This window comes from Cystobacter fuscus DSM 2262, assembly GCF_000335475.2.
Lineage (GTDB): Bacteria > Myxococcota > Myxococcia > Myxococcales > Myxococcaceae > Cystobacter > Cystobacter fuscus.
Genome location: NZ_ANAH02000004.1, coordinates 675,422 through 699,676, shown reverse-complemented (window position 1 = coordinate 699,676; position 24,255 = coordinate 675,422). Strand labels below are relative to the sequence as shown.

18 protein-coding genes are annotated in these 24,255 nt (G+C 70.2%); 10 read left to right on the top strand and 8 right to left on the bottom strand.

What is annotated here, in order from left to right; all coding sequences use genetic code 11:
• Window positions 1-547: 547 nt before the first annotated feature.
• Together D187_RS07515 and D187_RS07510 are read right to left on the bottom strand one after the other, a co-directional pair.
• Complete coding sequence (locus tag D187_RS07515; RefSeq protein ID WP_002628568.1) at window positions 548-1,579, bottom strand: synaptic vesicle VAT-1 family membrane protein; 1,032 nt, start codon at window positions 1,577-1,579, stop codon at window positions 548-550.
• A gap of 17 nt (window positions 1,580-1,596) precedes the next feature.
• Window positions 1,597-2,712, bottom strand: coding sequence for a hypothetical protein (locus D187_RS07510; RefSeq protein ID WP_002628567.1), 1,116 nt, complete (start codon window positions 2,710-2,712; stop codon window positions 1,597-1,599).
• 183 nt (window positions 2,713-2,895) lie between these two features.
• Between D187_RS07510 and alr the strand changes: the two genes are divergently transcribed.
• The 3 genes from alr (at window position 2,896) to D187_RS07495 (ending at window position 7,343) form a co-directional block, all read left to right on the top strand.
• On the top strand, window positions 2,896-4,101 hold the full coding sequence (alr, locus tag D187_RS07505; RefSeq protein ID WP_002628566.1) for an alanine racemase: 1,206 nt from the start codon (window positions 2,896-2,898) through the stop codon (window positions 4,099-4,101).
• A 181-nt stretch (window positions 4,102-4,282) separates the two neighbouring features.
• On the top strand, window positions 4,283-5,335 hold the full coding sequence (locus D187_RS07500) for an alpha/beta hydrolase (protein ID WP_002628565.1): 1,053 nt from the start codon (window positions 4,283-4,285) through the stop codon (window positions 5,333-5,335).
• 64 nt (window positions 5,336-5,399) lie between these two features.
• Window positions 5,400-7,343 (top strand): esterase/lipase family protein, encoded by a 1,944-nt coding sequence (locus D187_RS07495; RefSeq protein WP_002628564.1) that lies wholly within the window; start codon window positions 5,400-5,402, stop codon window positions 7,341-7,343.
• Window positions 7,344-7,423: 80 nt separating this feature from the next.
• On the opposite strand, the gene D187_RS07490 is transcribed toward D187_RS07495, so the two are convergent.
• Genes D187_RS07490 through D187_RS07480 form a run of 3 tightly spaced genes read right to left on the bottom strand, consistent with a single transcriptional unit; the run spans window position 7,424 to window position 10,678 of the window.
• A complete protein-coding gene (locus tag D187_RS07490; RefSeq protein WP_002628563.1) occupies window positions 7,424-8,971 on the bottom strand; it encodes an acyl-CoA synthetase in 1,548 nt (515 codons plus the stop codon).
• 31 nt (window positions 8,972-9,002) lie between these two features.
• A complete protein-coding gene (locus D187_RS07485; RefSeq protein ID WP_002628562.1) occupies window positions 9,003-9,998 on the bottom strand; it encodes a 3-oxoacyl-ACP synthase III family protein in 996 nt (331 codons plus the stop codon).
• Window positions 9,995-10,678: a TetR/AcrR family transcriptional regulator gene (locus D187_RS07480; protein ID WP_002628561.1), complete on the bottom strand. Its 684-nt coding sequence runs from the start codon at window positions 10,676-10,678 to the stop codon at window positions 9,995-9,997. Before D187_RS07480 ends, D187_RS07485 begins: the two co-directional genes overlap by 4 nt.
• Window positions 10,679-10,792: 114 nt before the next feature.
• Between D187_RS07480 and D187_RS07475 the strand changes: the two genes are divergently transcribed.
• Entirely contained in the window at window positions 10,793-11,539 is a 747-nt protein-coding gene (locus D187_RS07475; RefSeq protein ID WP_002628560.1) for an SDR family oxidoreductase, read from the top strand.
• A 461-nt stretch (window positions 11,540-12,000) separates the two neighbouring features.
• On the opposite strand, the gene D187_RS07470 is transcribed toward D187_RS07475, so the two are convergent.
• Both D187_RS07470 and popC read right to left on the bottom strand, forming a co-directional pair.
• A complete protein-coding gene (locus D187_RS07470; protein ID WP_155893211.1) occupies window positions 12,001-12,291 on the bottom strand; it encodes a hypothetical protein in 291 nt (96 codons plus the stop codon).
• A gap of 172 nt (window positions 12,292-12,463) precedes the next feature.
• A complete protein-coding gene (popC, locus tag D187_RS07465; RefSeq protein WP_002628558.1) occupies window positions 12,464-13,879 on the bottom strand; it encodes a subtilisin-like protease PopC in 1,416 nt (471 codons plus the stop codon).
• A gap of 424 nt (window positions 13,880-14,303) precedes the next feature.
• Between popC and D187_RS07460 the strand changes: the two genes are divergently transcribed.
• A complete protein-coding gene (locus D187_RS07460; RefSeq protein WP_002628557.1) occupies window positions 14,304-15,122 on the top strand; it encodes a prolipoprotein diacylglyceryl transferase in 819 nt (272 codons plus the stop codon).
• A gap of 25 nt (window positions 15,123-15,147) precedes the next feature.
• Here the strand turns inward: D187_RS07460 and D187_RS07455 are convergent, their stop codons facing one another.
• Window positions 15,148-15,429 (bottom strand): rhodanese-like domain-containing protein, encoded by a 282-nt coding sequence (locus D187_RS07455; RefSeq protein ID WP_002628556.1) that lies wholly within the window; start codon window positions 15,427-15,429, stop codon window positions 15,148-15,150.
• A gap of 64 nt (window positions 15,430-15,493) precedes the next feature.
• On the opposite strand from D187_RS07455, the gene D187_RS07450 reads away from it, so the two are divergent.
• From D187_RS07450 to D187_RS07430, 5 genes are all read left to right on the top strand, one after another.
• The gene (locus tag D187_RS07450) at window positions 15,494-16,012 is read left to right on the top strand and encodes a GreA/GreB family elongation factor (protein WP_002628555.1); all 519 of its coding nucleotides are present in this window, start codon (window positions 15,494-15,496) and stop codon (window positions 16,010-16,012) included.
• Between the two features lie 130 nt (window positions 16,013-16,142).
• A complete protein-coding gene (locus D187_RS07445) occupies window positions 16,143-18,683 on the top strand; it encodes a sensor histidine kinase (RefSeq protein ID WP_002628554.1) in 2,541 nt (846 codons plus the stop codon).
• 127 nt (window positions 18,684-18,810) lie between these two features.
• A complete protein-coding gene (locus D187_RS07440; protein WP_002628553.1) occupies window positions 18,811-21,645 on the top strand; it encodes a PAS domain S-box protein in 2,835 nt (944 codons plus the stop codon).
• A 107-nt stretch (window positions 21,646-21,752) separates the two neighbouring features.
• Window positions 21,753-23,147, top strand: a complete 1,395-nt coding sequence (locus tag D187_RS07435) for a vWA domain-containing protein (protein WP_002628552.1) — start codon at window positions 21,753-21,755, stop codon at window positions 23,145-23,147.
• 12 nt (window positions 23,148-23,159) lie between these two features.
• Window positions 23,160-24,242, top strand: coding sequence for a hypothetical protein (locus tag D187_RS07430; RefSeq protein WP_002628551.1), 1,083 nt, complete (start codon window positions 23,160-23,162; stop codon window positions 24,240-24,242).
• The last annotated feature ends 13 nt before the right edge of the window (window positions 24,243-24,255 follow it).

Genomic DNA, 24,255 nt, shown 5'->3' with positions numbered 1-24,255 from the left:
CGTCTGGATGAACCGTCTTGCTTTTCTAGCGTTCAGCAATGATTTCCTCTGTATAACCAAGGGGTTGAGCCATTGGCGGGACACAGCGTCATGCCCTCGCGCCAAGGACAGGCACGACAAAGCTCCTGGGCTCGCGACAAACCCGTCCCCCGAGGGGCGGAGCCCAGAAGCTCTCTTTCATGTGATGGAGTGCTTGTCCGGTAGATACTCGATGAAGTCTGATTCCTGAAAACCGCCTCCATTTGCCACATCCATCACGCAGCTGCTGTGAAGCGGTTCACACCTCATGTCGAAAGACTCAGGCTTCAGGCCACTCTTGCGGACCCCGTAAGCGCACTGACAAATTTTGTCAGGTCCCACACCGCGGGCCAGTTGGGCTGATGAAGCCACTGGCAGGAGGGGGCCATGAACGTCTGGCAATCCGCCTTGCGACACACTGTGAGTAAATTTCAATCGAAACCAGGTCGAGCAGCCCTTCCAGCACGATGAGGCGCAGAAGGTGCCTCACCGCGGTGACGGCAGCGTGACCGGCCCCGAGGCCGTGCCGTCACGGCACCAGTACGAGCTTGCCCACGGTGGCACCGGACTCCAGCGCCCGGTGCGCATCGGCGACGCGGTCGAACGCGAAGCGGGTGACGGGAGGCGGCGTGAGGCGGCCCTCGTCCAGCCAGGTGAGCAGTCGGCCCATGGACTCCGCGAGCACGTCCCGCCGCTCGAAGAGATAGGACAGGTTGAAGGCCAGCACGCTCGCGTTGTCGCCCGTGAGCTGCAAGGGATTGAAGCGGGGCGTGCGCAGGAAGTCCGCCGCGAGCTTCACCCAGCTCGGCCGCCCTCCCTGGCGTGGCAGCATGGAGTGAAAGCCATAGAGGACGAGCTTGCCGGGCCGGGCCAGGTGCCGATAGCTCTCGCGCAGCGTGGAGACGCCATTCGCATCGAGCACCACGTCATAGCCATGTGGAGCCGCCCGCTCGGCGGCGCGCCACAGGTCCTCGCGGCTCTTGTCGATGACGACGTCGGCGCCCAGGGCCCGCGCGGTCTCCACCTTGTGCGAGGCCCCCACCACGCCCACGGTGCGGCAGCCCGCGATGCGCCCCAATTGCAGCAGGGCGCCCCCCACCCCACCCGCGGCCGAGTGCACGAGCAACGTGTTGCCCGGGCGGGGGTGGGCCAGCTCGAAGAGGGCGAAGTACGCGGTGAGGAAGACGGTGGGAAACCCGGCGGCCTGCGCCATGTCCAGGCGCGCCGGCAGAGAGAACACCTGGTGCCGGGGCACGGTGACGTGGGTGGAGTAGCCCCCGAAGCGCGTGACGCCGAACACCCGGTCTCCCGGCCTCATGTCGGTGACGGAAGCGCCCACCGCGTGCACCGTCCCGGCGAACTCGAAGCCCGGGGTGATGGGCCAGCCCACGTACTTCCTGGCGGACGCGTACAGCCCCATGCGGACGACACAGTCGGCGTAGTTGACGCCCATGGCCTCCGAGGCGACGACCACCTCATCAGCGGCGGGCGTGGGCTCGGGCCGCGTCTCGAACGTGAGCCGGTCGTAACCACCGGCCCGGGGAATGACCACCTGGCGCATGGAACCGGGACCTCGCGTCAGCGCGAAGCGTCTTCGTCATCGAACGGAAGCACCTCGACGGCCTCGGCCTCCGGTCGTGACTCCGGCGAGGCGGTGGCCTCGGCGCTCTCGTCATCGAACGGAAGCATCGCGGCCGGGAAATCCGGCTCACGGGCGGCGTCGGCCTCGGGCGCGTCCTCGTGCGCGGCGGGCCCTTCCTCCACCTCGGCGACGAAGTCCTCTCCGGCCTCGGCGGACACCTCGGAAGCCCCCTCTTCGTCCGCGGCGGCCTCCCTCGCGCCCTCCTCGGGAGCCCACTCTTCGGATTGCTCCTCCGCGACTTCTACGTCGACTTCGGCGTCTGACCCGGGGGCGAGCTGGGCGATGTCGTCGAGGCTCGCGAGGAAGCCGCCCGCGTGAGGATCCTCGGCCGGTGCCTGTTCCAGGTTCTCCACGTCCTCGAGGCTCGCGAGGAACGAATCCGCCTCGGGATCGACGTACTCCTCCTCTTCGTCCTCCTCGTCGGAAGCGTCGGACTCGCCGTCCTCGTCCTGGAGCATCGCGAGCTCCTCGGCCATCCAGTCCACCTCCCCCTCCTCCTCCGACTCCTCCGGGAGCGCCTCCTCGTCCAACATGGGGACGCTCTCCCGAGCGGCCGCTTCGGCCTCCTCGGCCGCGGCGAGTTCCGCCGCGATCCGCTCCGCCTCGGCCCGCTCGAGTTCGGCCCGCTGCGCCGCGGCGCGCTCCTCGCGAGACACGCGCTCGTACACATTGGCCCGCGCCAGGTGGGCGAGGGACACCCCGGGCTTGTTCGCCTTCTCCCGGGCCTGCAGCTCCAGCAGATCGCGCTCATAGGCCTCGCGCGCGCCCCCGGTCAGGTCCACCAGCTCCTCGGAGCGGGCCTCATACCCATCCCGGAGCACGAGCTGCGCGCGCAGGGACTCGGTCTGCTTGGCCTTCTGCTCCCGCTCGGCCTGGAGGGCCTCCATCTCGGCGTGGTGCAGATTGTTGAGGGCGTCCAGCGCCTCTTCCTCGGTCTTGAGCTCCGCGTCCTCCGCCCCGATGTGCTTCTCCACCCGCTCGATGCGCCGCTGGGACTGGATGAGGCTCGCGGTGTTGACGAAGGGGTTGGGACCGATCCTTCGGATGGACATGGCCGGGGCTCGCTGGTCGCACGGGGGAGGAGGCTGCGGGCGCGGATTGTCGCAGAAAGCGGCGGGCTCCGGAACGAGGCATGCCCTTCCCCGCTCGCCTGGTCGAATGGCGCGTGCAATGCGGGGGGTTCTGGCGCACAACCCAGGAGCGCCGGACGGGCGCGCAGGAGGAACGAGCGGCAGATGCACGAAGACATCGCGGGAGGCACGGGCAAGGTGGCGTCGTGGTTGGAGCTGTCGGCGGGAGCGCTCGCCGCCAACGTGGCCACGCTGCGCGCGGTGGCCGCGGAGACGGGAGGGCCCCGGGCCCTGGGCGCGGTGCTCAAGGGCAATGCCTATGGCCATGGCCTCGCGCGGATGCTGCCGCTCGTGCACCCGCTGGTGGACCTGCTCTACTTCATCACCGCGGCGGACGCGCTGGCGGCGCGGGCCCACGAGCGCAGCCGGGGCCTCGCGCCCAAGCAGATCCTGGTCATCGGCGCGCTGGACGCCGAGGAGGCCGTGGCCCTCGCGCGGGAGGGCGTGGACGCGGTGCTGGCCGACAGCTCCTGGCGGGAGATGGTGGCCCCGCTGCGCCAGGCGAAGCTCGAGCGCCCCCTCCGGGTGCACGTGCACGTGGACACGGGGTTGGGCCGCGAGGGCTTCACTCCAGGGCAGATCACCTGGGGCGAGCTGGACTTCCTGCGCGAGGCGGGGGACGTGCTCCAGGTGGTGGGGGTGCTGAGCCACTTCGCCAACACGGAGGACGTGACGGAGCAGATGTACGCCCAGGCCCAGCTGGACGCGTTCGAGGGCGGGCTGAAGGCGCTGCGCGCGGCCGTCCCGGTGCACGAGCCCCTGCAGCGGCACATGGCGGCGAGCGCGGCGACGCTGGTGCTGCCCCAGGCGCGCTATGACGCGCAGCGCGTGGGCATCTCGCTGTATGGGTTCTGGCCCTCCACGGAGACGCGGCTGTCGGCGCGGCTGGTGCTGGGGCGGGTGCCGGACTTGAAGCCGGTGCTCGCCTGGCGCAGTCCGAGCCAGGTGGTGAAGTGGCTGTCGGCGGGCAGCTACATCGGCTACGGGTGCACGCACCGCTGCTCCGAGGCCACGCGCGTGGCGGTGCTGCCGGTGGGCTATTTCGATGGCTACCCGCGGCTCGTGTCGGGCAAGGCGCACGTGCTGGTGAACGGGCACCGGTGCGCGGTGCTCGGCCGGGTGATGATGAATCACATCATCGTGGACGTGACACGAGCCACCCACGACGAGCGGCCGCTGACGGCGACGCTGCTCGGAGTGGACGGCGACGAGCACCTGCACGCGGAGACGCTCGCCTCCTGGGCGCAGACGATTCACTACGAGTTGGTGACGCGGCTCGGCGCGCACCTGCGGCGCGTCGTCGTGCCCTGAAGCCCCGCCCCATCACGCGTCGCGTCACGTCCGGGGAACGACCTCCGAGGAGGGCCGTCGTTTGACCCGTACAAAAGTTCTGGGCTATCAAACCTGACAGTTGAATCAGTCGTCACCTCGACGAGGGAGCGGGCGGAGCTTTCCCGGGGGGTGGACGCGATAGCCCAGAGGAGCGGCGCAGATGAGTGATCAGGCCCGGGCCGTGGAGGCCCGTAGCATCCAGACGAAGCGGCTGAGCATGCACACGCGCATGGCGGGCGAGGGCTTTCCCGTCCTGTTCGTGCATGGCAATTGCTCCTCCTCGGCCTTCTTCCAGGGCCTGCTCACGCGCCTGCCGCGGGGGCTGCGTGGCATCGCGATGGACCTGCGCGGCTACGGCGACACGGAGCCCAAGCCCATCGATGCCACGCGCGGCATGCGCGACTCGAGCGACGACGTGGCGTCGTTGATGGACGCGCTCGGGCTGACGCGGGCGCTCTTCGTGGCGCACTCGGCGGGGGCCGGTGTGGTGATGCAGCTGGCCATCGATCATCCCGAGCGCGTGGCGGGCCTGGTGCTGGAGGCGCCCATCTCGCCCTTCGGCTTCGGGGGCACGCGCGACGTGGACGGCACGCCCTGCTGGGATGACTTCGCGGGCTCGGGGGGCGGCACGGCCAACCCGGACTTCACGCAGCGACTGAAGAACAAGGACCGCTCGGCCGAGGGCAACACGGCGCCGCGCGCGGTGCTGACGGGCAGCTACGTGAAGCCTCCGTTCAAGATGGAGGACGAGGAGGCGATGCTCGACTCGGTGCTCTCCACGCACGTGTCGGACGTGCACTACCCGGGCACGTTCTCCCCGAGCGCGCACTGGCCCGGCGTGGCCCCGGGCGACACGGGTATCAACAACTCGTTCTCCCCCAAGTACTTCAACCTCTCCGCCTTCGCGGGCATCTCCCCCCAGCCGGACGTGCTGTGGATCCGCGGCACGGACGACGTCATCGTCTCGGACACGTCGCTGTTCGACTTCGGCTACCTGGGCAAGCTGGGCTTCATTCCCGGCTGGCCCGGCGAGGCGCAGTACCCGCCGCAGCCCATGGTGAGCCAGACGCGCCGGCTGCTCGAGCGCTACGCGGCCCAGGGCGGACGCTTCCACGAGGAGGTGTTCGCGGACACGGGCCACAGCCCGCACGTGGAGAAGCCGCGCGAGTTCGAGCGCCTCGTCTTCCCCTTCCTCCAGGAGCACGCCCGCTGACGAGCCCCTGAAGTCCCCCTACCCCGGTCCTTGCCCCCCCAGCCGTTGCCCCAAGGAGTGTTGGATGACCCCGACGTGGAAGCTGTCGCTCCCGACCCTGGCGTTGTTGTACGCCCCCCTGGCCACCGCCGCGCCGCCCGCGGACCTGGCCCCCTACTTCGACACCAACGCGGCTCCGGCCAACACGTACCGGGTGGTGGGCACGCTCACGCCGCCGAGCTGGTCCTGGGGACAGATCGAGCTGCTCGAGGGCCAGCAGCTCTTCCGGAGTGAGTACTACAACCGCCGCACGGAGAAGCTGCGCTCGCAGGACACCTTCCAGTCCTCCAGCTATCCCTTGCGCACGTACTACGGCTCGCTCAACCAGCAGCTCGTGGACACCTTCAACCTGTACTACCAGAACAGCTGCGCCACGGTGGCGGGGAGCACCTGCCCGGTGCCCGGACCCACGCGGCCCGAGGCGCGCTTCGCGCTGTTGCACAAGGGCCGCAAGACGGCGGCGCGCACGTGCAACGTGAACCTGACGCCCACGCTGCTGGTGCACGGCGCCATCCAGGACGCCAACGTGTGGATGTTTCCCAACGGCAACGATGGGACGGGGAGCGCCTACGGAGGCGCGGCGCAGGTGACGGGCTTCGTGCAGGACCTGGAGGCCAAGAACCGCTGCGTGTACGCGCTCACCTTCGGCAACTTCCACGGGGACAACTTCAACCAGGCCATCCACGTGTCCAACGCCGTCAAGCGCATCAAGGCGCTGCATGCGGGGGTGGCGCGGGTGGACGTGGTGGCGTGGAGCAAGGGCGTGCTGTCGGTGGACGCGTGGCTGACCAACGCGCCCACGTGGACGGGCTTCAGCACCACGCGCTTCTTCGAGCGGCTCGCGGCGGAGCAGGCCAAGGCGGTGCCAGCGTATGACGACTCGGTGCGCAGCTACGTGGCGCTGTCGGGGCCGCACAAGGGCATCGACCTGAACTTCCGCCACCCCATCCACACGCTCACCATCGCGAGCACCTCGTACAACGCGCCGGTGGGCCGCGGCCCCATGCCGTGGACGTATTTCTCCGCCTTCCAGTGCGTCAACTGGGGCTCGGACGTGCCCTGGTACAACAACCCCTACGCGGAGAGCGTGTGCGAGGGCTCGGGCGGCACCTGGCCGGACTACTTCCGCCGCATCTACGTGTCCAACCTCACGGGCCTGGACTCCACGGGCAAGCCCGTGTCGGGCGGCTCGCTCCAGACGTTGAACGTGAACCAAGGCGTGTCCTCGAGCGCGTTCAACTTCGACGAGTACAACATGAGCCTGTTCGGCAGCGTGAACGACAGCGGCAAGTACGTGAATGCCTACGTGGGCCAGTTGCAGACGGCGGATGATCTGCGCGGCACCTACCCGATTCCGGATCGCTCCTCCTCCACGTGGTCGGACGTGGACCCGGACGAGTCGCGCTACTTCTCGTGGGTCTCCCAGAAGCTCGTCTACAACCCGTACAACATCTACGTCGCGGCGGGCTACCTGGACAGCACCCACCCCCAGTGCAAGACGACGGCGTATGACTCCGTGGGCAGCCCCTGCTTCGCGTACCACGCGTACAACACGAACCAGAATCGCGAGGGGTACGACTCGCTGAACTACGGCAAGTACCGCATCATCCACGGCCTGGGCATGGCGGCGGCCAAGGAGATGGGAGGCAAGTTCATCACCCGGCTGTCCGAGCGCGGCCTGGACTCGCGCCTGCCCTCGCTCTACGTGCTGTATGGCAACACCTACGGGGCGAGCACCGACGCGCGCTACGAGACGGATGGCATGACGTGCACCACCTGCTCGGTGCGGGGTGACGGCGTGCTGTTCGAGGCGAGCATCGCCGCGGTGGATCAGCTCACCCAGGGCTGGACCACGACCAAGAAGACCGCCTCGGCGAAGCAGGAGGGCATGCCCTACGGCCACCTGGAGATGGGCGTGACCCCGACGGTGTGGAACAAGATGTCCACCCACTTCGGCTCGCTCGACTGACGCGGAGCACGGAGAAGCGCGATGGCCCCGGTTGCCCCCTCGGGTGGCCGGGGCTTTTTCGTGGGGGCCGCCAGCGGTTCTCAGCGGCCCTGGGCCGAGAGGGCCCGCTCGCGCAGCTCGCGCTTGAGGATCTTCCCCGCCGCCGACATGGGCAGGGACGCCACGCACTCCACCTGCCTGGGCACCTTGTAGCGAGCCACCCGGCCGCGCAGGTATTCCAGCAGATCCTCGGGGGTGGCGTGCGCGCCCGGCTCGAGCACCACGAAGGCCCACCCCACCTCGCCCCACTTCTCGTCGGGCAGGCCGATCACCGCGCACGCCCGCACGGCGGGGTGCTCGTGCAGCACCGTCTCCAGCTCGAGCGGGTACACGTTCTCCCCGCCGGAGATGAACATGTCCTTCTTGCGTCCGGCGATGAAGTAGAAGCCGTCCGCGTCGCGGCGCGCGAGGTCCCCCGTGTGGAACCAGCCGTCCGCGTCGATGGCCTCGGCCGTGGCGCGCGCGTCCTCGAAGTAGCCCGAGCACATGGCGGGCGACTTGAGGAGCAGCTCGCCCGTGGCGCCCTCGGGCACGTCCCGGCCCGCGTCGTCCACCAGCCGCGCGTCGACGAAGTAGTTGGGCCGGCCGATGGAGCCCGCCTTGGACACGGCGAACTCGGGGCCCATGCTGAAGATGCCGGGGCCGAACTCCGTCATTCCGAAGCCCTGCTTGAAGGGCACCCGGTGCACGCCCTGCCACGCCTGGAGCAGCGGAAGTGGCAGGGGAGCTCCGCCGCTCGTCATGAAGCGCACGTGGGACAGGTCCGCCGAGCGGAAGCGCGGGGCGTCGTGCATCTGCTGGTATTGCGTGGGCACGGCGAAGAAGAAGGTGACCTTCTCCTGCTCCACCAGCCGCAGCATCTCGTCCGCGTCCCAGCGGCGCATGAGCACCACGGTGCCGCCACAGGTGAGCAGGGGCAGCGTGTACACGAGCAGGCCCCCCGTGTGGAACATGGGCGTGTGTGTCACGGTGATGTCCCCGGGGCGCAGCTCGTGGAGGAGCGTGTTGAGCGTGTTCCACGCCACCATCCGGTAGCTGATGCGCGCGCCCTTGGAGCGGCCCGTGGTGCCCCCGGTGAACAGCAGACAGAGGATGTCCTCCTCGCTCACCGCCTCGTTCGTCACCTTCGTGGCGGGGACATGCGCGAGCGCCCCCGCGTACGCGTGGCTGCCCTCCACGCCCGGCCCGTCCAGGTGGACGAGCGTCAGGGCGCCGCCCACCTGCCGCTTCACCGCCTCGAGGGCCGGAGCGAACTCGCCGCCGAAGAAGAGCACGCGCGACCCGGTGTCGCGCACCAGCTCCGCCAGCTCCTGGGTGTGCAGGCGCCAGTTGAAGGGAACGAAGAGGGCGCCCAGCTTGCCGCAGGCGAAGAGGGCATCGAGGAACTCCACGCCATTGAGGGCCACCATCCCCACGCGGTCCCCTCGGGACACACCGGCCACGTCGCGCAGCCAGCCCGCGAGCGCCTCGGCGCGCGCGTTCATGTCCCGATAGGTGAAGCGACCGGCGGCTCCCCGGGCCACGTCCACCACCGCCGTGTGCTCGGGCCAGTACATGGCCCCCCGGCCCATCCAGTCACCGATGAACATGGCGCGCGCGTTCCTCCGGGGGAGTGGGAGCTCAGGCCGTCCAGCGGTAGAGCGCCGAGGCCATGGCGAGCCCGCCGCCACTGGCGCACAGGGCCACGAGGTCGCCCTTCTTCACCTTGCCCTGCTCCACCGCGTCATCCAGCGTCATCGGGATGCAGGCCGAGCCGGTGTAGCCCCACTTGTCCATCGTCCAGTGCGTCTTGGACATGGGCTGCCCGAGCACCTGCATGGTGGCCTCGATGGCACGCAGGTTGAGCTGGGTGAAGACGAACACGTCCACGTCGTCGAGCGTCAGCCGGGCGCGCCCGAGCACTTGCTGGAGGAGGACGGGCCAGCGCTCGGTGTTGAAGGTGGCGGGGAACTTGCGCAGGAACTGCACCGCGGGCCGGCCCTGGGTGAGCGCCAGCGTCTCCGAGGTGGCGGGCCGGTACGTGCCGCCGGTGTAGATGCCCAGGGCGTCATGGTACTCGCCCGCCGCGAGCAACCGGGCACCGAGGAAGCCCGGGGTGTCGCCCGCGCCGAGCACCACCGCGCCCGCGCCGTCCGCGAAGAGCGTGCAGGTCCGCTTGTCCTTCCAGTTGACGAACCGGCTCATCCCGTACGCGCCCACCACGAGCACGCGCTGGTAGCTGTCGTCCGCGGCGATCGTCTTGCTCGCCACGTCGAGCGCCGTCACCCAGCCGGCGCACGCGCTGTTGAGATCGTAGGTGCCCGCGTTGCGCGCGCCCAGCTTCGCCTGCACCACCGAGGCCGTGGCCGGGCTGAGATAGTCCGGCGTGTCGGTGGCGATGACGAGGAGATCCACCTGCTCCGGCGTCACGCCCGCGCGCCGCATCGCCTGCTCCGCCGCGTGCACGCACAGGTCGGACGTCACCTCGTGGTCCGCCATCACGTGGCGCTGCTGGATGCCCACGTTGAGCCGCAGCCACTCGTCCACGGGCTCGCCGAGGACGCGCTCCACGTCGGCGTTGGTGAGCACCCGCTCGGGCACGTAGCGGCCCGTGGCCAGGATGTGGGCGTACCTCATGACGTCTTGCTCCGGGGGGCACGGGGCTTGCGCGCCCGCTTCTTCTCGGGAGCGGGCGCCCCGGCGGCGCGCGCGTCCAGGCCGTGGCGCAGCAGCGCCATCGCGGTGTCCAGCACGTGCTCCAGGCCCGCGTCTCCTTCCCAGAGCACCCAGCGCATGCCCAGGAAGTCCCCCATGCCCATGAGGCAGTAGGCGAGCACCTCCGGATCCATCCGCCGCACCTCGCCCGCGTCCATGGCGCGCTTGAGCCCGGACACGTAGCCGCGGGCGAAGCGCTCGTAGTAGCGCCGGTAGCACGCCTCATCCACGAACTCCGCCTGGCGCACGATGCGGTACAGGTGGCGCTCGCGGCTGGCGAACTGGAAGAACGTGCGCAGGCCCTCGCGCTCCACCGCGAGCCGGTCCTCACAGCGCGCCACCGACTCGGCGAGCAGCCGGCGCAGCCGCGCGCCCAGCTCGTCCACCACCTCCACGAAGATGGATTGCTTGTCGGGGAAGTAGACGTAGAACGTCCCCAGCGCCACCTCCGCCTCGCGGGTGATGTCCGCGATGGAGGCGTGCTCGTAGCCCTTGTCGCCAAACAGCGTCTCGGCCGCCCGCAGCAGCTTCTCTCGGGTACGCTGCCCACGAGGGGTCAGGGGCACGACGCGGGGAAGGGCCGGAGTTGAAGACCGATTCATCCTTCACCTTGCGTAACATCCCCCTCACGATATTGTCAAAAACCCCCAATCCACACTCATGCGCCGGCGCCCGGCGGAAGCCAACGCGAGGCGCCGGCCTGGAGCGCCAGACACATGCAACTCAAGGACTTGAAGGTCATCGTCACCGGAGGAGCCCAGGGGATGGGCGCTCACTTCGCCACGCGACTGCTCGAGGCGGGCGCGCAGGTGGCGGTGGGAGACGTGAACGAGGAGAAGCTCGCCGCGCTGCCTGCTGCCATCCACCGCCGCCGCCTGGACGTGGCCAACGAGGAGGACTGCGCCTCCTTCGTGAAGTGGGCCCACGAGCGCATGGGCGGCCTCAATGGGCTCATCAACAACGCGGGCATCCTGCGCGACGGCCTGCTGGTGAAGAAGGACCGCGCCACGGGCGAAGTGAAGACGCTGTCCACCGCGGACTGGAACGCCGTCGTCGGCGTGAACCTCACCGGCGCCACCCTCATGGTGCGCGAGGTGGTGGCCCACATGGCGCGCACGGATCAGCGCCCCGGCGTCATCGTCAACATGAGCTCCATCGCCCGGCACGGCAATCGCGGGCAGACCAACTACGTGTCCGCCAAGGCCGCGCTCGCGGCCAACACCGTCACCTGGTCGCGCGAGTTCGCCCCCTTCGGCATCCGCGTGGGCGCCGTGGCCCCGGGGATGATCGAAACGCCGATGACCCAGGGCATGAACCAGAAGGCCCGTGACGCGCTGGTGGCCCACATCCCCGTGGGCCGCATCGGCGAGCCCGAGGACATCTGGCTCGCGGTGAAGTTCGTCCTCGAGTGCGACTACTTCAACGGCCGCACCATCGACGTGGATGGCGGCTTGAACATGTAGGCTCGCCCCCCGGTACGGTTTTCCGGGCTGTCAGACCCTTCTGGCCCACTCGTTCGTTGAAGAGAGCAGCGGGCCCTCGAGGGCCCGGGGCCCCGACGGGCCCATCAGCGAGCGAGCGGGAGAGCCCCGGCTCGCCTCTCCCCTGGGAGAGCGGGCAGGCGGTTGCCCTGCGGGGCATGGTGCGGACAAAGGGGTCCAAGTTGGGGCGTCCGCGCACAATCGCAAGCTGCTCAGGTGTTCAGGGGGTTGCCGCATGGCAGTCAAGTGAGTAAATCATTTCCAGTCGAGAATAGACGGGAGGCCCGGAAGTTCGGGTCTGGTAGGAGAGACGGGGATTCACGCCGCACACCCGTTTCGCGGGACGCAGCACACCGGCGGGGGGGGCCGGCGGACAGGACAGACCGGGGAACGAGGGAACCCAGATTCCCGCTCGGATGTCCAATGAAGGAGAAGCGATCAGCTCAGGTATACAGCTCGCAGCTCGCGGTGCGACCAGCTTCGAACAGGGATGAGCCCTGGAGCTGCTCCAGCACACGCTGCGTACACAAGAGCGTCACCATGGGCGTGGAGCCCGGGTCGCTCATCCATCGGACGCCACCCAGAAGCTGGTTGGCCTGGAGGAAACTCAAGACCGAGTCCCGGAACTGCTTGCCCTGCTCGCAAGCCGTGCGGTGCACGACGGACCGGTCCCGCTGAATGGAGGGCTGCCAGGCGGCCTCCATCTCCTCGCGGGCCATGACCAATACTTCCATCCACCCGCCCTCGGCACCCTCGTTGCGAGAGCCCGGCAAGGGAGTGACCGAATGGATCTTCGGATATCGGCCGGAGGCCGGGCGCGGCGATGTCGCTATCTTCCTGCTCATCCGACTTCCTCCTCCCAGGCCCGGCGCTCGCACGGCGCCGACCCTGGTAGCCGCCATCTCTCTACTTGTAAACCGCCAGACCCCTACCCGCGCGTCCCTCGGCGGTCTTGGGCAGCTTCAGCACGTTGGCGAGAATCAAATCCCTGACCTCGAGCGCCGTCAAGTCCGGGGACCGGCAGCGATATAGCGCCGCCAGACCGGCGACGTAAGGGGCTGCCATGCTGGTTCCGCTCATTCGTTCATAGAACGCCTGGTTGTTACACCTTCGTTCTGTGCTCGAGTAGACATTCACCCCATAACCCATCACATCGGGAACAGAGCGCTGATTCACGACACCACTGGCCGAGAAACTGGCCACGCGGCGCGCGAAGTCCACCGCGCCCACGGCGAGGGCCTCTGGGAAGGCCGCAGGGTAGCCAGCCGTGCCAGCGCCTCCATTGCCGGCGGCCACCACGGGCAGGACGTTGGAGTCCACCAAGCGGCGCACCAGGGTCTGCAGGGCGCGGATGTTCAGGCGGTACTCCATGTCGCTGACGCCCGGCGGCGGCTGCACCGGGAAGCCCAGGGACATGTTCACCACGGCCGGGCGCATGGCGTTCTCCGGACGGGAGAACTGGTGCAGCAGCCACTCCATGCCGGCGGCCACGCGCCCGAGACTCGTGCGGATGGTCTCCGATTCGATGACCGAGGCGACGTAGAGGTCCACCTCCGGGGCGACACCGTGGAAGGAGCCCGCGGCGATGCCGGCCACGTGAGTGCCGTGGCCGTCCGGATCGAAGCCGCGCACGTCGCGCGCGGGGTTCTGCGGCGAGTTGGGAAAGAGCGAGACGTAGCGGAACTGGATGAGGCGGTCCTGGTGCTCGGGATGGTCCGCGTCCACGCCGGTGTCGAGGATGCCGAGCATCACGCCCGCGCCCTTGATGCCCTGGGCATGGGCGGAGGCGATGCCGCTCTCCTCGGGCCACTCGCGGTTGACGAGCGAGGACAGGCCCCGGTTGCGCGGACCAATCTGGCCCGCGGCCACCGGCCCCGGGAAGGTCAGGTGCACGGTGTCGGGGATGAACTCGAAGTCGGCCCCGAGCTCCTCGCGCGCGATGCGCTCGGCCTTCTCCGACACGAAGTGGGCCATGGTGGCGCCGATGAGCGGCATGTGGCGGTAGGTGCCCACCTCCGAGGCGGACGCCAGTTCCATCACCGGACCATCGCTGGCCGCGACGCTCACCTCGTTGGCCTTGCGGCCCCGCTTGCCCGCCGGCGTCTTCTTCCTCGCGACGGGCACGCTCACCTGCGGCAGGCGTCCGGGCAGCGTGGCGGAGCGCAAGCCGAGGTCCCGCAGCATGTCCGGCGCCCGCCCGCTCATCATGAACTGAAGGGCGGTGGTGCGCTGCAACACGCGCTCTCCCTGCTCCGTGCCCCGCACGCCGGGCTTGGCGTGGGTTTCAATCGACTCCTTCGGCACCAGCAGATAGGACTTCATGGTGGGTCTGCTCCTTGACTGAATACCGACTGCACCGGCTGGGCACGCCAGACCACGGGTGGGCGCCAGCCGCGCCCGGTGGGAGCCAGAGTGGGACAACGTCGTCCCCACACCCGGACCTCATAGTGTGACTAGACCGCCTCCCCCTGACATTCCCCCCGCCGTCCATGCTCTGGACATCCGGGCGCGCGCTCGTCGTTCCCCGGAGTGACGTTCCCAACGTCCGAAACCGGAAAACATTCTCATCCGCGAGCGTAATACGAACCCGGACAGCACGGAAAACAACGGTCCGGCGGTAGCTCCCCCCCCTCGCCCGGGCTCGAATCGGAAAACCCTCGGGAAAGCCCGGGGGGCCATCATTGTTCGCCACCTCGTGGCCAAGGCGGACTATGGCTGACGTGCCATCCGCCCGCCGGAGAGATTCGTGATTCCCTACCTGTACGTTCCCCCCCTCAAGCTCGGTCCCCTCACCATCGAGCCCTTCGGCATCTTCGTGGCGATGGGCATCTTCCTCGCCGCCCGATTGCTGGACAGTCAGGCCAGGCGGGAGCGGCTCGACGCCACCCCGCTGCTCGACTACGCGCCCTGGGGCGTGGGCGTGGGCATCGTCACCGGCCACCTGCTCCACCTCTTCGCCTACCACCCCGAGGAGCTCTCCAAGAGCCCCTTCCAGATCTTCAAGGTGTGGGACGGCCTGTCCTCCTTCGGAGGGCTCGTCGGTGGCATCCTCGCCGCCGTCGTCTTCTTCCGGGTGCGCAAGCTGCGCTTCCGCGACTACGCGGACACCTTCGCCCTGGCCGTGGCGCCCGGCTGGGCCGTGGCACGGCTCGGCTGCTTCGCCGTGCATGACCACCCCGGCGCGCGCACCGACTTCTTCCTCGCGGTGGACTTCCCCGAGCGCTTCTACGGCGGCCCCCGCCATGACCTCGGCCTCTATGACGCCGCCTACCTCTTCGCCCTCACCGCGCTCTTGTGGGCCCTGCGCAACACCCCCGCCATGAAGGGCAAGCTCTTGCCCCTGCTCTCCCTGCTCTACGCCTTCGGCCGCTTCTTCTTCGACAGCCTGCGCGCCACCGACCTGTCCTATGTGGACGCGCGCTACTTCGGCCTCACCCCGGCCCAGTTCGGCTGCTTCGGGCTCGTCCTCTTCGGCCTGTGGGGCCTGGCCACGTGGAAGTCCTCCGCGCCCGGGCCCCGGGCCGCGTCCGGACCGCCCGGCGACGCCCAGCCCCAGACCCGCTAGGCGCGGGCCCGCCCGCGGCGGCCCGCTACCAGTTGCTCACCGAGCGCAGATCGAACAGGTCCGGGTAGCCCGCCGCGCGCAGAATCTCCACCGCGCGCGCGCTGCGGCCTCCCGACTGGCAGTACACCACCACCCGCGTGCCCGGCGGCCCCACCTCGGCGAGGCGCTGCGGCAGCTCCTGCACTGGGATGTTGCGCGCGGGCTCCGGGTGCCCCTGGCGGTACTCCTCCGGCGTGCGCACGTCCAGCAACACCCACCCCTGGCCCACCAGCTCCCGGGCCTTCTCGGACAGCTCTTTCGGCGTCATGAACTCCAGACTCTAGCCGGAAACTGGAGCCCGCGCGGCGGGGCGCTACAGTCCTGTCACTCGCATGCCACTGCTGGACAAGAACGCCCTGCTCGCCCAACTCGTCGACCGGCTCCACCAGAGCGACCGGCTCGCCCACCGCGCCGAGGCCGACGCGCGCGAGGCCGCCCGCTCGCTCGCCACCGAGTCCGAGAAGAAGGAAGACGGCCGCGCCGCCATCGAATACGGCAGCCTCGCCACGGGCCAGGCCCAACGCGCCCGCCGCGTCCACGAGGAGCTCCAGGCGCTCGCCGACCTCCAGAAGACGGGCCTGCCGCGCCAGCCGCCCAAGGGCCCCGTCGCCCTGGGCGCCATCGTCGACATGTCCACCGAGGACGAAGAGGGCTTCGCCGAGCGCACCTTCTTCCTCCTGCCCGTGGGCGCCGGCACCGAGCTGACGGGGCCCGACGGCGATGGCTTCCTCTCCGTCATCACCCCCTCCTCTCCCGTGGGCCGCGCCCTGATGGGACGTCGGCCAGGTGACATCATCGAGGTCACCCTCGCCGGCGAGGTCCGCGAGTGGACGGTCCTCGAGATCGCCTGAGCGCGCCCGCTTGCACCCACCCCGCGACTGCTCCCACGCTGGGAGGACGGCCGTCGCACCTGTCCAACGATGGACGGTCCTCCCCGGGGCGGTGGATTTGGTCGCGGCAAGCTGATTTGGAAGGGTCATCATGAGCTCGTCCACCGAGCCGGGCCTGGCGACCGAGCCCGCGCGCACGCCATCCCTGCCCATCACCTGGCCCGCCGCCCTCTTCGGGCTCATGTTCGGCGTGGCGATGACGTACGCGCCCTACGAGTTCCACGCGACGTCGTTCCGCCCGCTCTACCCCTACGTGCGCCCCCTGGGCATGGCCTACCTCGTCAGCAGCATCGTGCTGATGGCCACCATGCTCTACCCGCTCGCGCCGCGCTGGCTGGACGTGCTCGGGCGCGTGGGCTTCGGCGCCGTCACGGCGCTCTACTGGTGGGTGCTCAACGTGCGCACCGGCGGGCTCACCGGCGCCGTGCTCTACCCGCTCCTGCTCACCGGCGTGGCCCTGGAGGCGAGCCCCCGCTGGCGCAAGCGCGAGGTGCTGCGCAGCATCGTCGCCCTCATCGCGCTCGCCTTCGGCGTCATCATGCTGGTGGCCCACCAGCGCTTCCCCTCCGTCTTCTACGCCGCGCTCTCGCCCCTGCTCGTGCCCATGGGGCTCGTCTTCCTGGCGTGTGGCGTGGGCCTGCTCGCGCCCCCCATCACCCGGCGCTACCCCCGCCTGCCCCGGCTGCTCTTCGCCCTGCTCGCGGTGGACTTCTGTCTGCTCGCCTGGGGCTTTGGCCGCATCGGTTCGGGGCCCGCCGCCAGCATCTACGTCATCCTCACCCTGGCCTGCATCGCCGCCTCCACCGGCTTCCGCCCCCGCGCGCCCCGCACCGTGGGCTTCAAGCTCTTGCGCGGCCTGGCCTTCGCCGGCGTGGTGCCGCTGCTCGCCCTGGGCGGCTTCGCGGCCTGGCTCGCCCAGAACGCCATCGAGCGCCAGGTGCGCGACGACACCCTGCGCGCCGCCGCGGGCGAGGCGGACTTCCTCGTGCGCTACCTCGACGACTCGCGCGAGTCGCTCCAGCTCATGCTGGAAGCGCCCGGCTTCCGCTCCGCCTTCGCCTCGCGCGACCGGCAGCTGCTCGAGCTGTACCTGCGCAACCTCCCCGCCCAGGCGCGCGCCTTCGACGCCGCCATCGCCGTGGACAAGGACGGGCTGGGCATGGCCGCCTCCTACGGCAAGGAGGACCTGGGCACCTTCGCCCACCGCGACTTCTACGCCGGGGTGCTCAGCACCAACGCCCCCTACGTGTCACGCCCCTACGTCAGCCAGCTCGGCCTGCCCCACGTCGCCGTGGCGCTGCCCTTCAAGCAGGACGGCAAGGTGGAGGGCCTGCTCGTGGGTCTGCTCTCCCTGGAGCGCCTGAGCGCCGCGGTCACCCCCGCCGCCCAGCGCTTCCGCGTGCAGGTGCTCGACCGGCGCGGCCTGCTGCTGCTGCGCGACACCCAGGCGGGGGCCCCGCTCTTGAGCGTGGCGCAGCTGCCCGAGGCCCTGCGCCTGCACCTGTCCAACAGCGACGAGGGCGTGGTGGAGACGTTCGGCCAGGACAACCAGCGCATCCTCCTGGCCGCGGACGCGCCCGTGCCCGGCACCGAGTGGAGCGTCGTGGTGGCCCAGGACATGGGCGTGGCCTACCGCGCCATCACCCGCACGAGCGTGGCCTTCATCCTCATGCTCGCGCTCGGCGTGCTGCTCATGCTCGGCCTGTCCCAGTTCGTCGCGCGCGACATCATCCGCCGCCTGGACACCCTGCACTCGGCCACCGCCGCCATCGCCCGCGGGGAGCTCAGCCAGCGCGTGCCCGTGGGCGAGGACGACGAGCTGGGCGAGCTGTGCCGGGGCTTCAACGAGATGGCGCTGCGCACCGAGCTCGCCCAGGGCGAGCTGCGCGAGGCGGTGCGCCTGCGCGAGGAGTTCCTCTCCGTGGCCAGCCACGAGCTGCGCACCCCCCTCACCCCCCTCAAGGGCTTCGCCGCGCTCACGCTCAGCCGCGTGGAGAAGGGCGGCGACTTCCCCGAGCGCGAGCGCACCCTCAAGGCCCTGCGCTCCATGGCCCGGCAGACCGATCGGCTCACCCGCCTGGTGGATGACCTGCTCGACACGTCCCGCATCCAGGCGGGCCGCTTCGAGCTGGAGTGCGCCCCGGTGGACCTGGTGCCGCTGGTGCGCGAGGTCATCGAGCGCTTCGAGCTGCGCGGCACCGAGGGCCTGCGCTTCTTCTTCGACTCACCCGAGGAGCCCGTGGAGGGCGTGTGGGATGGCCCCCGCCTGGAGCAGGTGGTGACCAACCTCTTGTCCAACGCCGTGCGCTACTCCCCCCACGGCGGCACCGTGCGCGCCAGCTTCCACTTCACCCCCGAGTGGGTGGAGCTGCGCGTGCGCGACGAGGGCATCGGCATCCCCCCCGAGAGCCTCGCCCAGCTCTTCCAGCCCTTCGCCCGCGCCTCCAACGCCACCGCGCGCCACTACGGCGGCCTCGGGCTCGGCCTCTTCATCTGCCGTGAAATCGTCCAGCGTCACGGTGGCACCATCTGGGCCGAGAGCCCTGGCGCCCAGCAGGGCAGCTGCTTCCACGTGCGCCTGCCCCGCCAGGTTCCCGCCGCCCTCCCCCTTCCTTCCGCCGCAGCCAGCTAGGAAGTGGCACACGGGAAAAACCCGTTTAGTGTGAGTGGGATGTACAAGTCTGGTGGGCAGGCTATCGTAATTCTTTAGCGAAGCGGTTCACGGCTGATCCTGACCGTGGATACGGCGCCTCTTTCCCATGTCCTTGAAGCCCCAGCCGACCCTCTCCATCTCCGCGCCCCTCGCGGCGCGCCCCCGGCTGACGCTCGAACGGCCGGGGGAAGTGGTGTTCCAGCTCGACACCCAGGGGCGGCTCACGCACCTCACCCCGGTGTGGACGGAGCTCACGGGCTTCTCGCTGGACGAATGCCTCGGGCAGCCCAGCCGGCAGTACGTGCACCCGGCTGATCGCTCGCTCTACGACGATCAGGGCTGTCCGCGGCTGGGCGAGCTGCACGAGGTGCGCAAGCGCGAGCTGCGCTACCTCACCCGCGAGGGCGGCTTCCGCTGGGGCGAGGTGCTCGTACGGCCCGTGCTCGAAGCGGGCTGCGTGGTGGGCCTGAGCGGCACGCTGCACGACATCACCGAGCGGCGCCGGGCCCAGGAGGCGCTGACACGGCGCGAGCGCTACCTCAGCGCGCTCGTGGAAATCCAACAGCGGCTGCTGGGCACGTCCGCCTCGGAGGATCTCTTCACCCGGCTGATGGCCCCGCTGGGCGAGGCCTCGGGTGCCAGCCGCGTCTACACCTTCGAGACGCACCGCAACCCCGACGGCGAGCTGCTCATCAGCCAGCGCGCCGAGTGGTGTGAGCCCAGCGTGAAGAAGGAGCTGGACAACCCGTCCCTGCAGAACGTGCCCTTCGAGAAGGCCATCCCCCGCTGGTACGAGCTGATGTCGCGCGGCCAGGCCATCAGCGGACTGGTGAAGGACTTCCCCGCCGAGGAGCAGGCGCTGCTCAACCCCCAGGGCATCCGCTCGCTCCTGGCGCTGCCCTTGTGGGTGCACGGCACGCTCGCGGGCTTCATCGGCTTCGACAACTGCGAGGAGGAGCGCGAGTGGGACCGGCTGGAGGTGGACCTGCTCTTGGCGGCCACCGGCGCCATCTCGCTCGCCCTGGAGCACCGCCACGCCGAGCGCGCCCTGCGCGAGCGCGAGCAGCGCTTCCGCGCCATGGCGGAGAACTCCTCGGACGTGCTCTACCGCTACCAGCTCGCCGGCACGCGCAGCTTCGCCTTCGTGAGCGGCGTGGTGACACGCAACCTGGGCTTCACCCCCGAGGAGCACTACCGCGACAGCCTCTTGTGGCACCGCCGCGCGCACCCCGAGGACGTGGAGCTGCTCGAGCAACTGCTGTCCGAGCCCCGGCGCATGGCGGACGCCCCCGTGGTGGTGCGCTTCCTCAAGCCGGATGGCAGCACCGTGTGGCTGCAGCACGCGGTGACGCCCGTGCTGGACGGCGCGGGCATGTGCGTGGCGGTGGAGGGCATCGCGCGCGACGTCACCCAGCACCGCCACTTCGAGGAGGCCCTCAAGCACTCCGAGGCGAGCTTCCGCATCCTCCTGGAAGGCGTGCCGGAGCCGGCCGCCATCCAGCGCGACGGGCACATCATCTTCGCCAACATGGCGCTCGTCACCTCGCTGGGCTTCGAGCGCCCCGAGGAGGTGCTCGGCCGGTGTCTGCGCGAGTTCATCAAGGACGACCCCCCTCTGGCCCCGGACGCGCTGGTGACCGGGGAGCGGCGGCTCTTGCGGCGTGACGGCCAGGTGCGCGTGGCGGAGTTCGCCTCGCTGCCGCTGCTCTTCGATGGCAAGCCGGCCGTGGTGTCCATCGCACGGGACGTCACCGAGCAGCGCCAGTTGCAGTCGCGCCTCAACCTCGCCGACCGCATGGCCTCCATGGGCACGCTCGCCGCGGGCATCGCCCACGAAATCAACAACCCGCTCGCCTTCGTCATCTCCAACCTGGGCTTCCTGTCGGACGAGCTGCGCCGCATGCCCTCCTTCGTGCCCGGGGGCGTGGCGTCACGCCCCGAGGTGAGCGAGTGGAGAGGCGTGCTGAGCGAGGCGCGCGAGGGCGCCGAGCGCGTGCGGCAGATCGTCCGCCAGCTCAAGTCCTTCTCCCGGCCCGACGAGGAGCGGGTGGAGGCGGTGGATCTACACGCCGTGCTGGACTCGGCGGTGATGCTGGCGGCCAACGAAATCAAGCACCGCGCGCGGCTGCGGCGCGAGTACGGGCCCATCCCCCGCGTCATGGGCAACGAGGGCCGCCTGTGCCAGGTGTTCCTCAACCTGGTGGTGAACGCGGCGCAGGCCATCGCCGAGGGCGCGGTGGACAAGAACGAGATCGTCCTGCACACGCGCCTGGACCAGGATGGCCGCGTGCTCGTCGAGGTGCGGGACACCGGCAGCGGCATCCCCCGCGAGGTGCTCGGACGCATCTTCGATCCCTTCTTCACGACGAAGCCGGTGGGCGTGGGCACGGGGCTGGGGCTGTCCATCTGCCATGGCATCATCACGGGCCTGGGCGGCGACATCCTCGTGGAGAGCGAGCCCGCACGCGGCACCACCATGCGCGTGGTGTTGCCCGCGGCCGCGGACGGCACGCCCCAGCAGACCCAGTCGATGGCGCCGCCCGTGGCGCCCGTGACCCAGCGTGGCCGGGTGCTCATCGTGGACGACGAGCCCGCGGTGGGCCGCGCCCTCAAGCGCATCCTGCGCGATCACGACGTGGAGCTGGCCACCAGCGGACGCCAGGCCCTGGATCTGCTCCAGCGGGACACGGGCTTCCACGTCATCCTGTGCGACGTGATGATGCCGGACCTCGGGGGCAGGGAGCTCTACGAGGCCATGCAGCACGCGGGCGCGGGAGTCGAGCAGCGGTTCGTCTTCGTCTCCGGCGGCGCCTTCACCCCCGGGGCGCGCGACTTCCTGTCGCGGGTGCCCAACCCCACCCTGGAAAAGCCCTTCGACGAATCCGCCGTCAAGCGCGTGGTGCGCGAGCTGGTGCTCAAGGCCATGCCCTCGAGCCACTGACGGCATCCGCCGGTTGACGGACCTCCTCCGGGTGACCGATGCGGCGCCCGGGGCACCTCGGTCAGGCTGTGCGTACCCCGGTGCTCACCGCCACGAGGTCTCCCCGCATGAACCGAACCCACCTGCTGCTGGCCCTCACCACGCTGCTCGCCCTCGGGGCGCTGGCCGTCGGACCGCCGCCGCCCCCGTCCCTCCAGCCCCCTCCGGTGCGAGCGCCGTCCGGCGGGGTGCTGCCCCCCGTCACGGCCCGCGAGGGCGTGCTCACCCTGGAGGGCAAGCTGTCCGGCGCCTATGTGCGCACCGGGCCGGGCGAGGCCCATGCCCTGTTCACGGTGCGCGCGAACACGCCCCCCACGCATCGGCGCCTGCCCGTGAACCTGGCGCTCGTCATCGACCGCTCGGGCTCCATGAGGGGCCAGAAGCTCGCGGACGCGCGGCGCGCGGCACGCATGCTCGTGGAGCGGCTGGAGCCCGGAGATCGGCTGGCGCTCGTGCACTACGGCTCGGACGTGCGTGTGTATCCCAGTGAGGAGGTGACGCCCCGGTCGCGCGAGCGGATGATCTCCTTCGTGGGCTCCATCGAGGATGAGGGCGCCACGAACCTCAGCGGGGGCCTGGAGGCGGGCGCCGAGGCCCTGCGGCCCCACGTGAAGGACTACCGCGTGAGCCGCATCATCCTCTTGAGCGATGGCGAGCCCACCGAGGGCATCGTGGACGAGGCCCACCTCGGGCGCATGGCGGCCGACTACCAGCGCGAGGGCATCGCGGTGAGCGGACTGGGCGTGGGCGAGCAGTTCAACGAGCGGCTGATGCGGGGCCTGGCCGAGCAGGGCGGCGGCTTCTACGGCTACCTCCAGAACTCGGAGCGGCTGGCGGAGATCCTCGGGCGCGAGCTGGAGCAGGCCACGGGGACGCTCGCGCGCGGGGTGCGGCTGCGGCTGGAGCTGCCCGAGGGCGTGACGTCCGCCGAGGCGCTGGGCGTGGCGGCGATGCCCGAGGCCGGCGCGCTGTCCATCCCCCTGTACGACATGTCCGGAGGCCAGGAGGTGCGCGTGGTGGTGAAGCTGACACTGGCCCTGGAGGCGCCCTCCCCCGCGCGCCCCCTGGTGAGCGCGCGGTTGGACTACAATGACCTGGTGGCGGACAAGCCCGTGCGGATGGGGCTCGAGCTGGGGGCCGCGGTGACCGGGGACGAGGAGCTCGTGCGCACACACATGGACCCGGACGTCGGGCTGGCGGTGACGCGGGCGAACGGGGCGAGCCAGATGCAGGCGGCCGCCGAGGCGATGAAGCAGGGCGACCGCACGCGCGCGCTGGACATGCTCGGCAACGTGCGCCGGCTCTTCGGCGCCTCGTCCTCGGCGCTCGCCGGGGAGATGCGGGAGGTGGAGCAGAGCGAGGCCGCCTACCGCGACGCCCAGGATGAAACTTCCGTGCGACGTGAGGCGTTGAAGCTCCATCGCAAGTCGCTCCAGTCCTTCGGACAGAACAACTCCTACTAGGAAAGACGGGCCATGCCTCTGTTGGTACAACTCGAGGAGCGCGAGGATTTCGAGAAGCGCACGCTGCTCGCCCTGGCGGGGGCGGCCGCCCTCACCCCCGTGTTGGCCTTGACCACCCGCGTGTACCTGCCCGTGAACACGGCCTGGCTGGCGCTGCTGGGCGCGGCCATCGCCAGCACCCGGGGGGGCTGGAAGACCCGGCTGGCCATGGGGGTGGGACTCATGGTGGGGCTGACCGTCATCTGGCAGATCCGTGCTCCGGCGGCCCTGACGCAGTTCTGCATGGGGATGCTCGCGGCCGGCGCGGTGGACATCTGGCGGATGGCGCGGCGCCCCTACCGGGTCCTCGCGGGGGTGGTGGGCGCCGGGGCGCTCGTGCCCCTGGGGATGTACGTGAAGTCCGTGCTGGACGCGCGGCTGTTCTACCCGCGCCCGGGGATGGTGAGCGCCTTGGTGGGCCTGACGGTGGTGGCGCTCTTCTGGAGCGTGGGCCGGCTGGCGGCGTACGTGCGGGTGCACGGCAACCGGGTCGAGGCCCGGGGCGCCGCCCTGGAGGGCCAGTTGACGGGCGAGGCACAGGGCCTGGTCATGCGCACGGTGAAGCTCCACGCGGAGTGCCGGCGGGAGGTGGGACGGATGGCGGCGGGGCCTGGCAGGAAGGAGCTGGTGGGGGTGCTGGACAAGCTCGCCACCGGGGTCTTCACCCTCGCGGAGGAGTACGCGGAGATGTTGGCGCGGCTGCAGGGGGCCCGGGCGGCGGACGTGAGCACCCAGGTCCAGGAGCTGCGGGCCAAGGCGGCCGCGACGACGGACGCGGTGGCGCGACGGCAGTTGGAGCTCGCCGCCTCGTCACTCGGCGAGGAGTTGAACCACCTGGATGTGTTGGATCGCAAGCGCGAGCGGCTGCTGGCGCAGTTGCACGCGCAGGTGGCACTGGTGGAGCGGGCCCGGGTGTCGCTCGTCGGCGCGCGGGGAGGCGACGTGGCCGCGAAGGGCGCCCAGGCGGCGCAGCTCGCGCAACGGCTGGCCGAGCTGGGCCAGGAAGACGCGGGCACGCCCAGGCCCCAGCCGGACTCCAGCCGCGTGGTGAGTTGAAGACCCGTCTGCT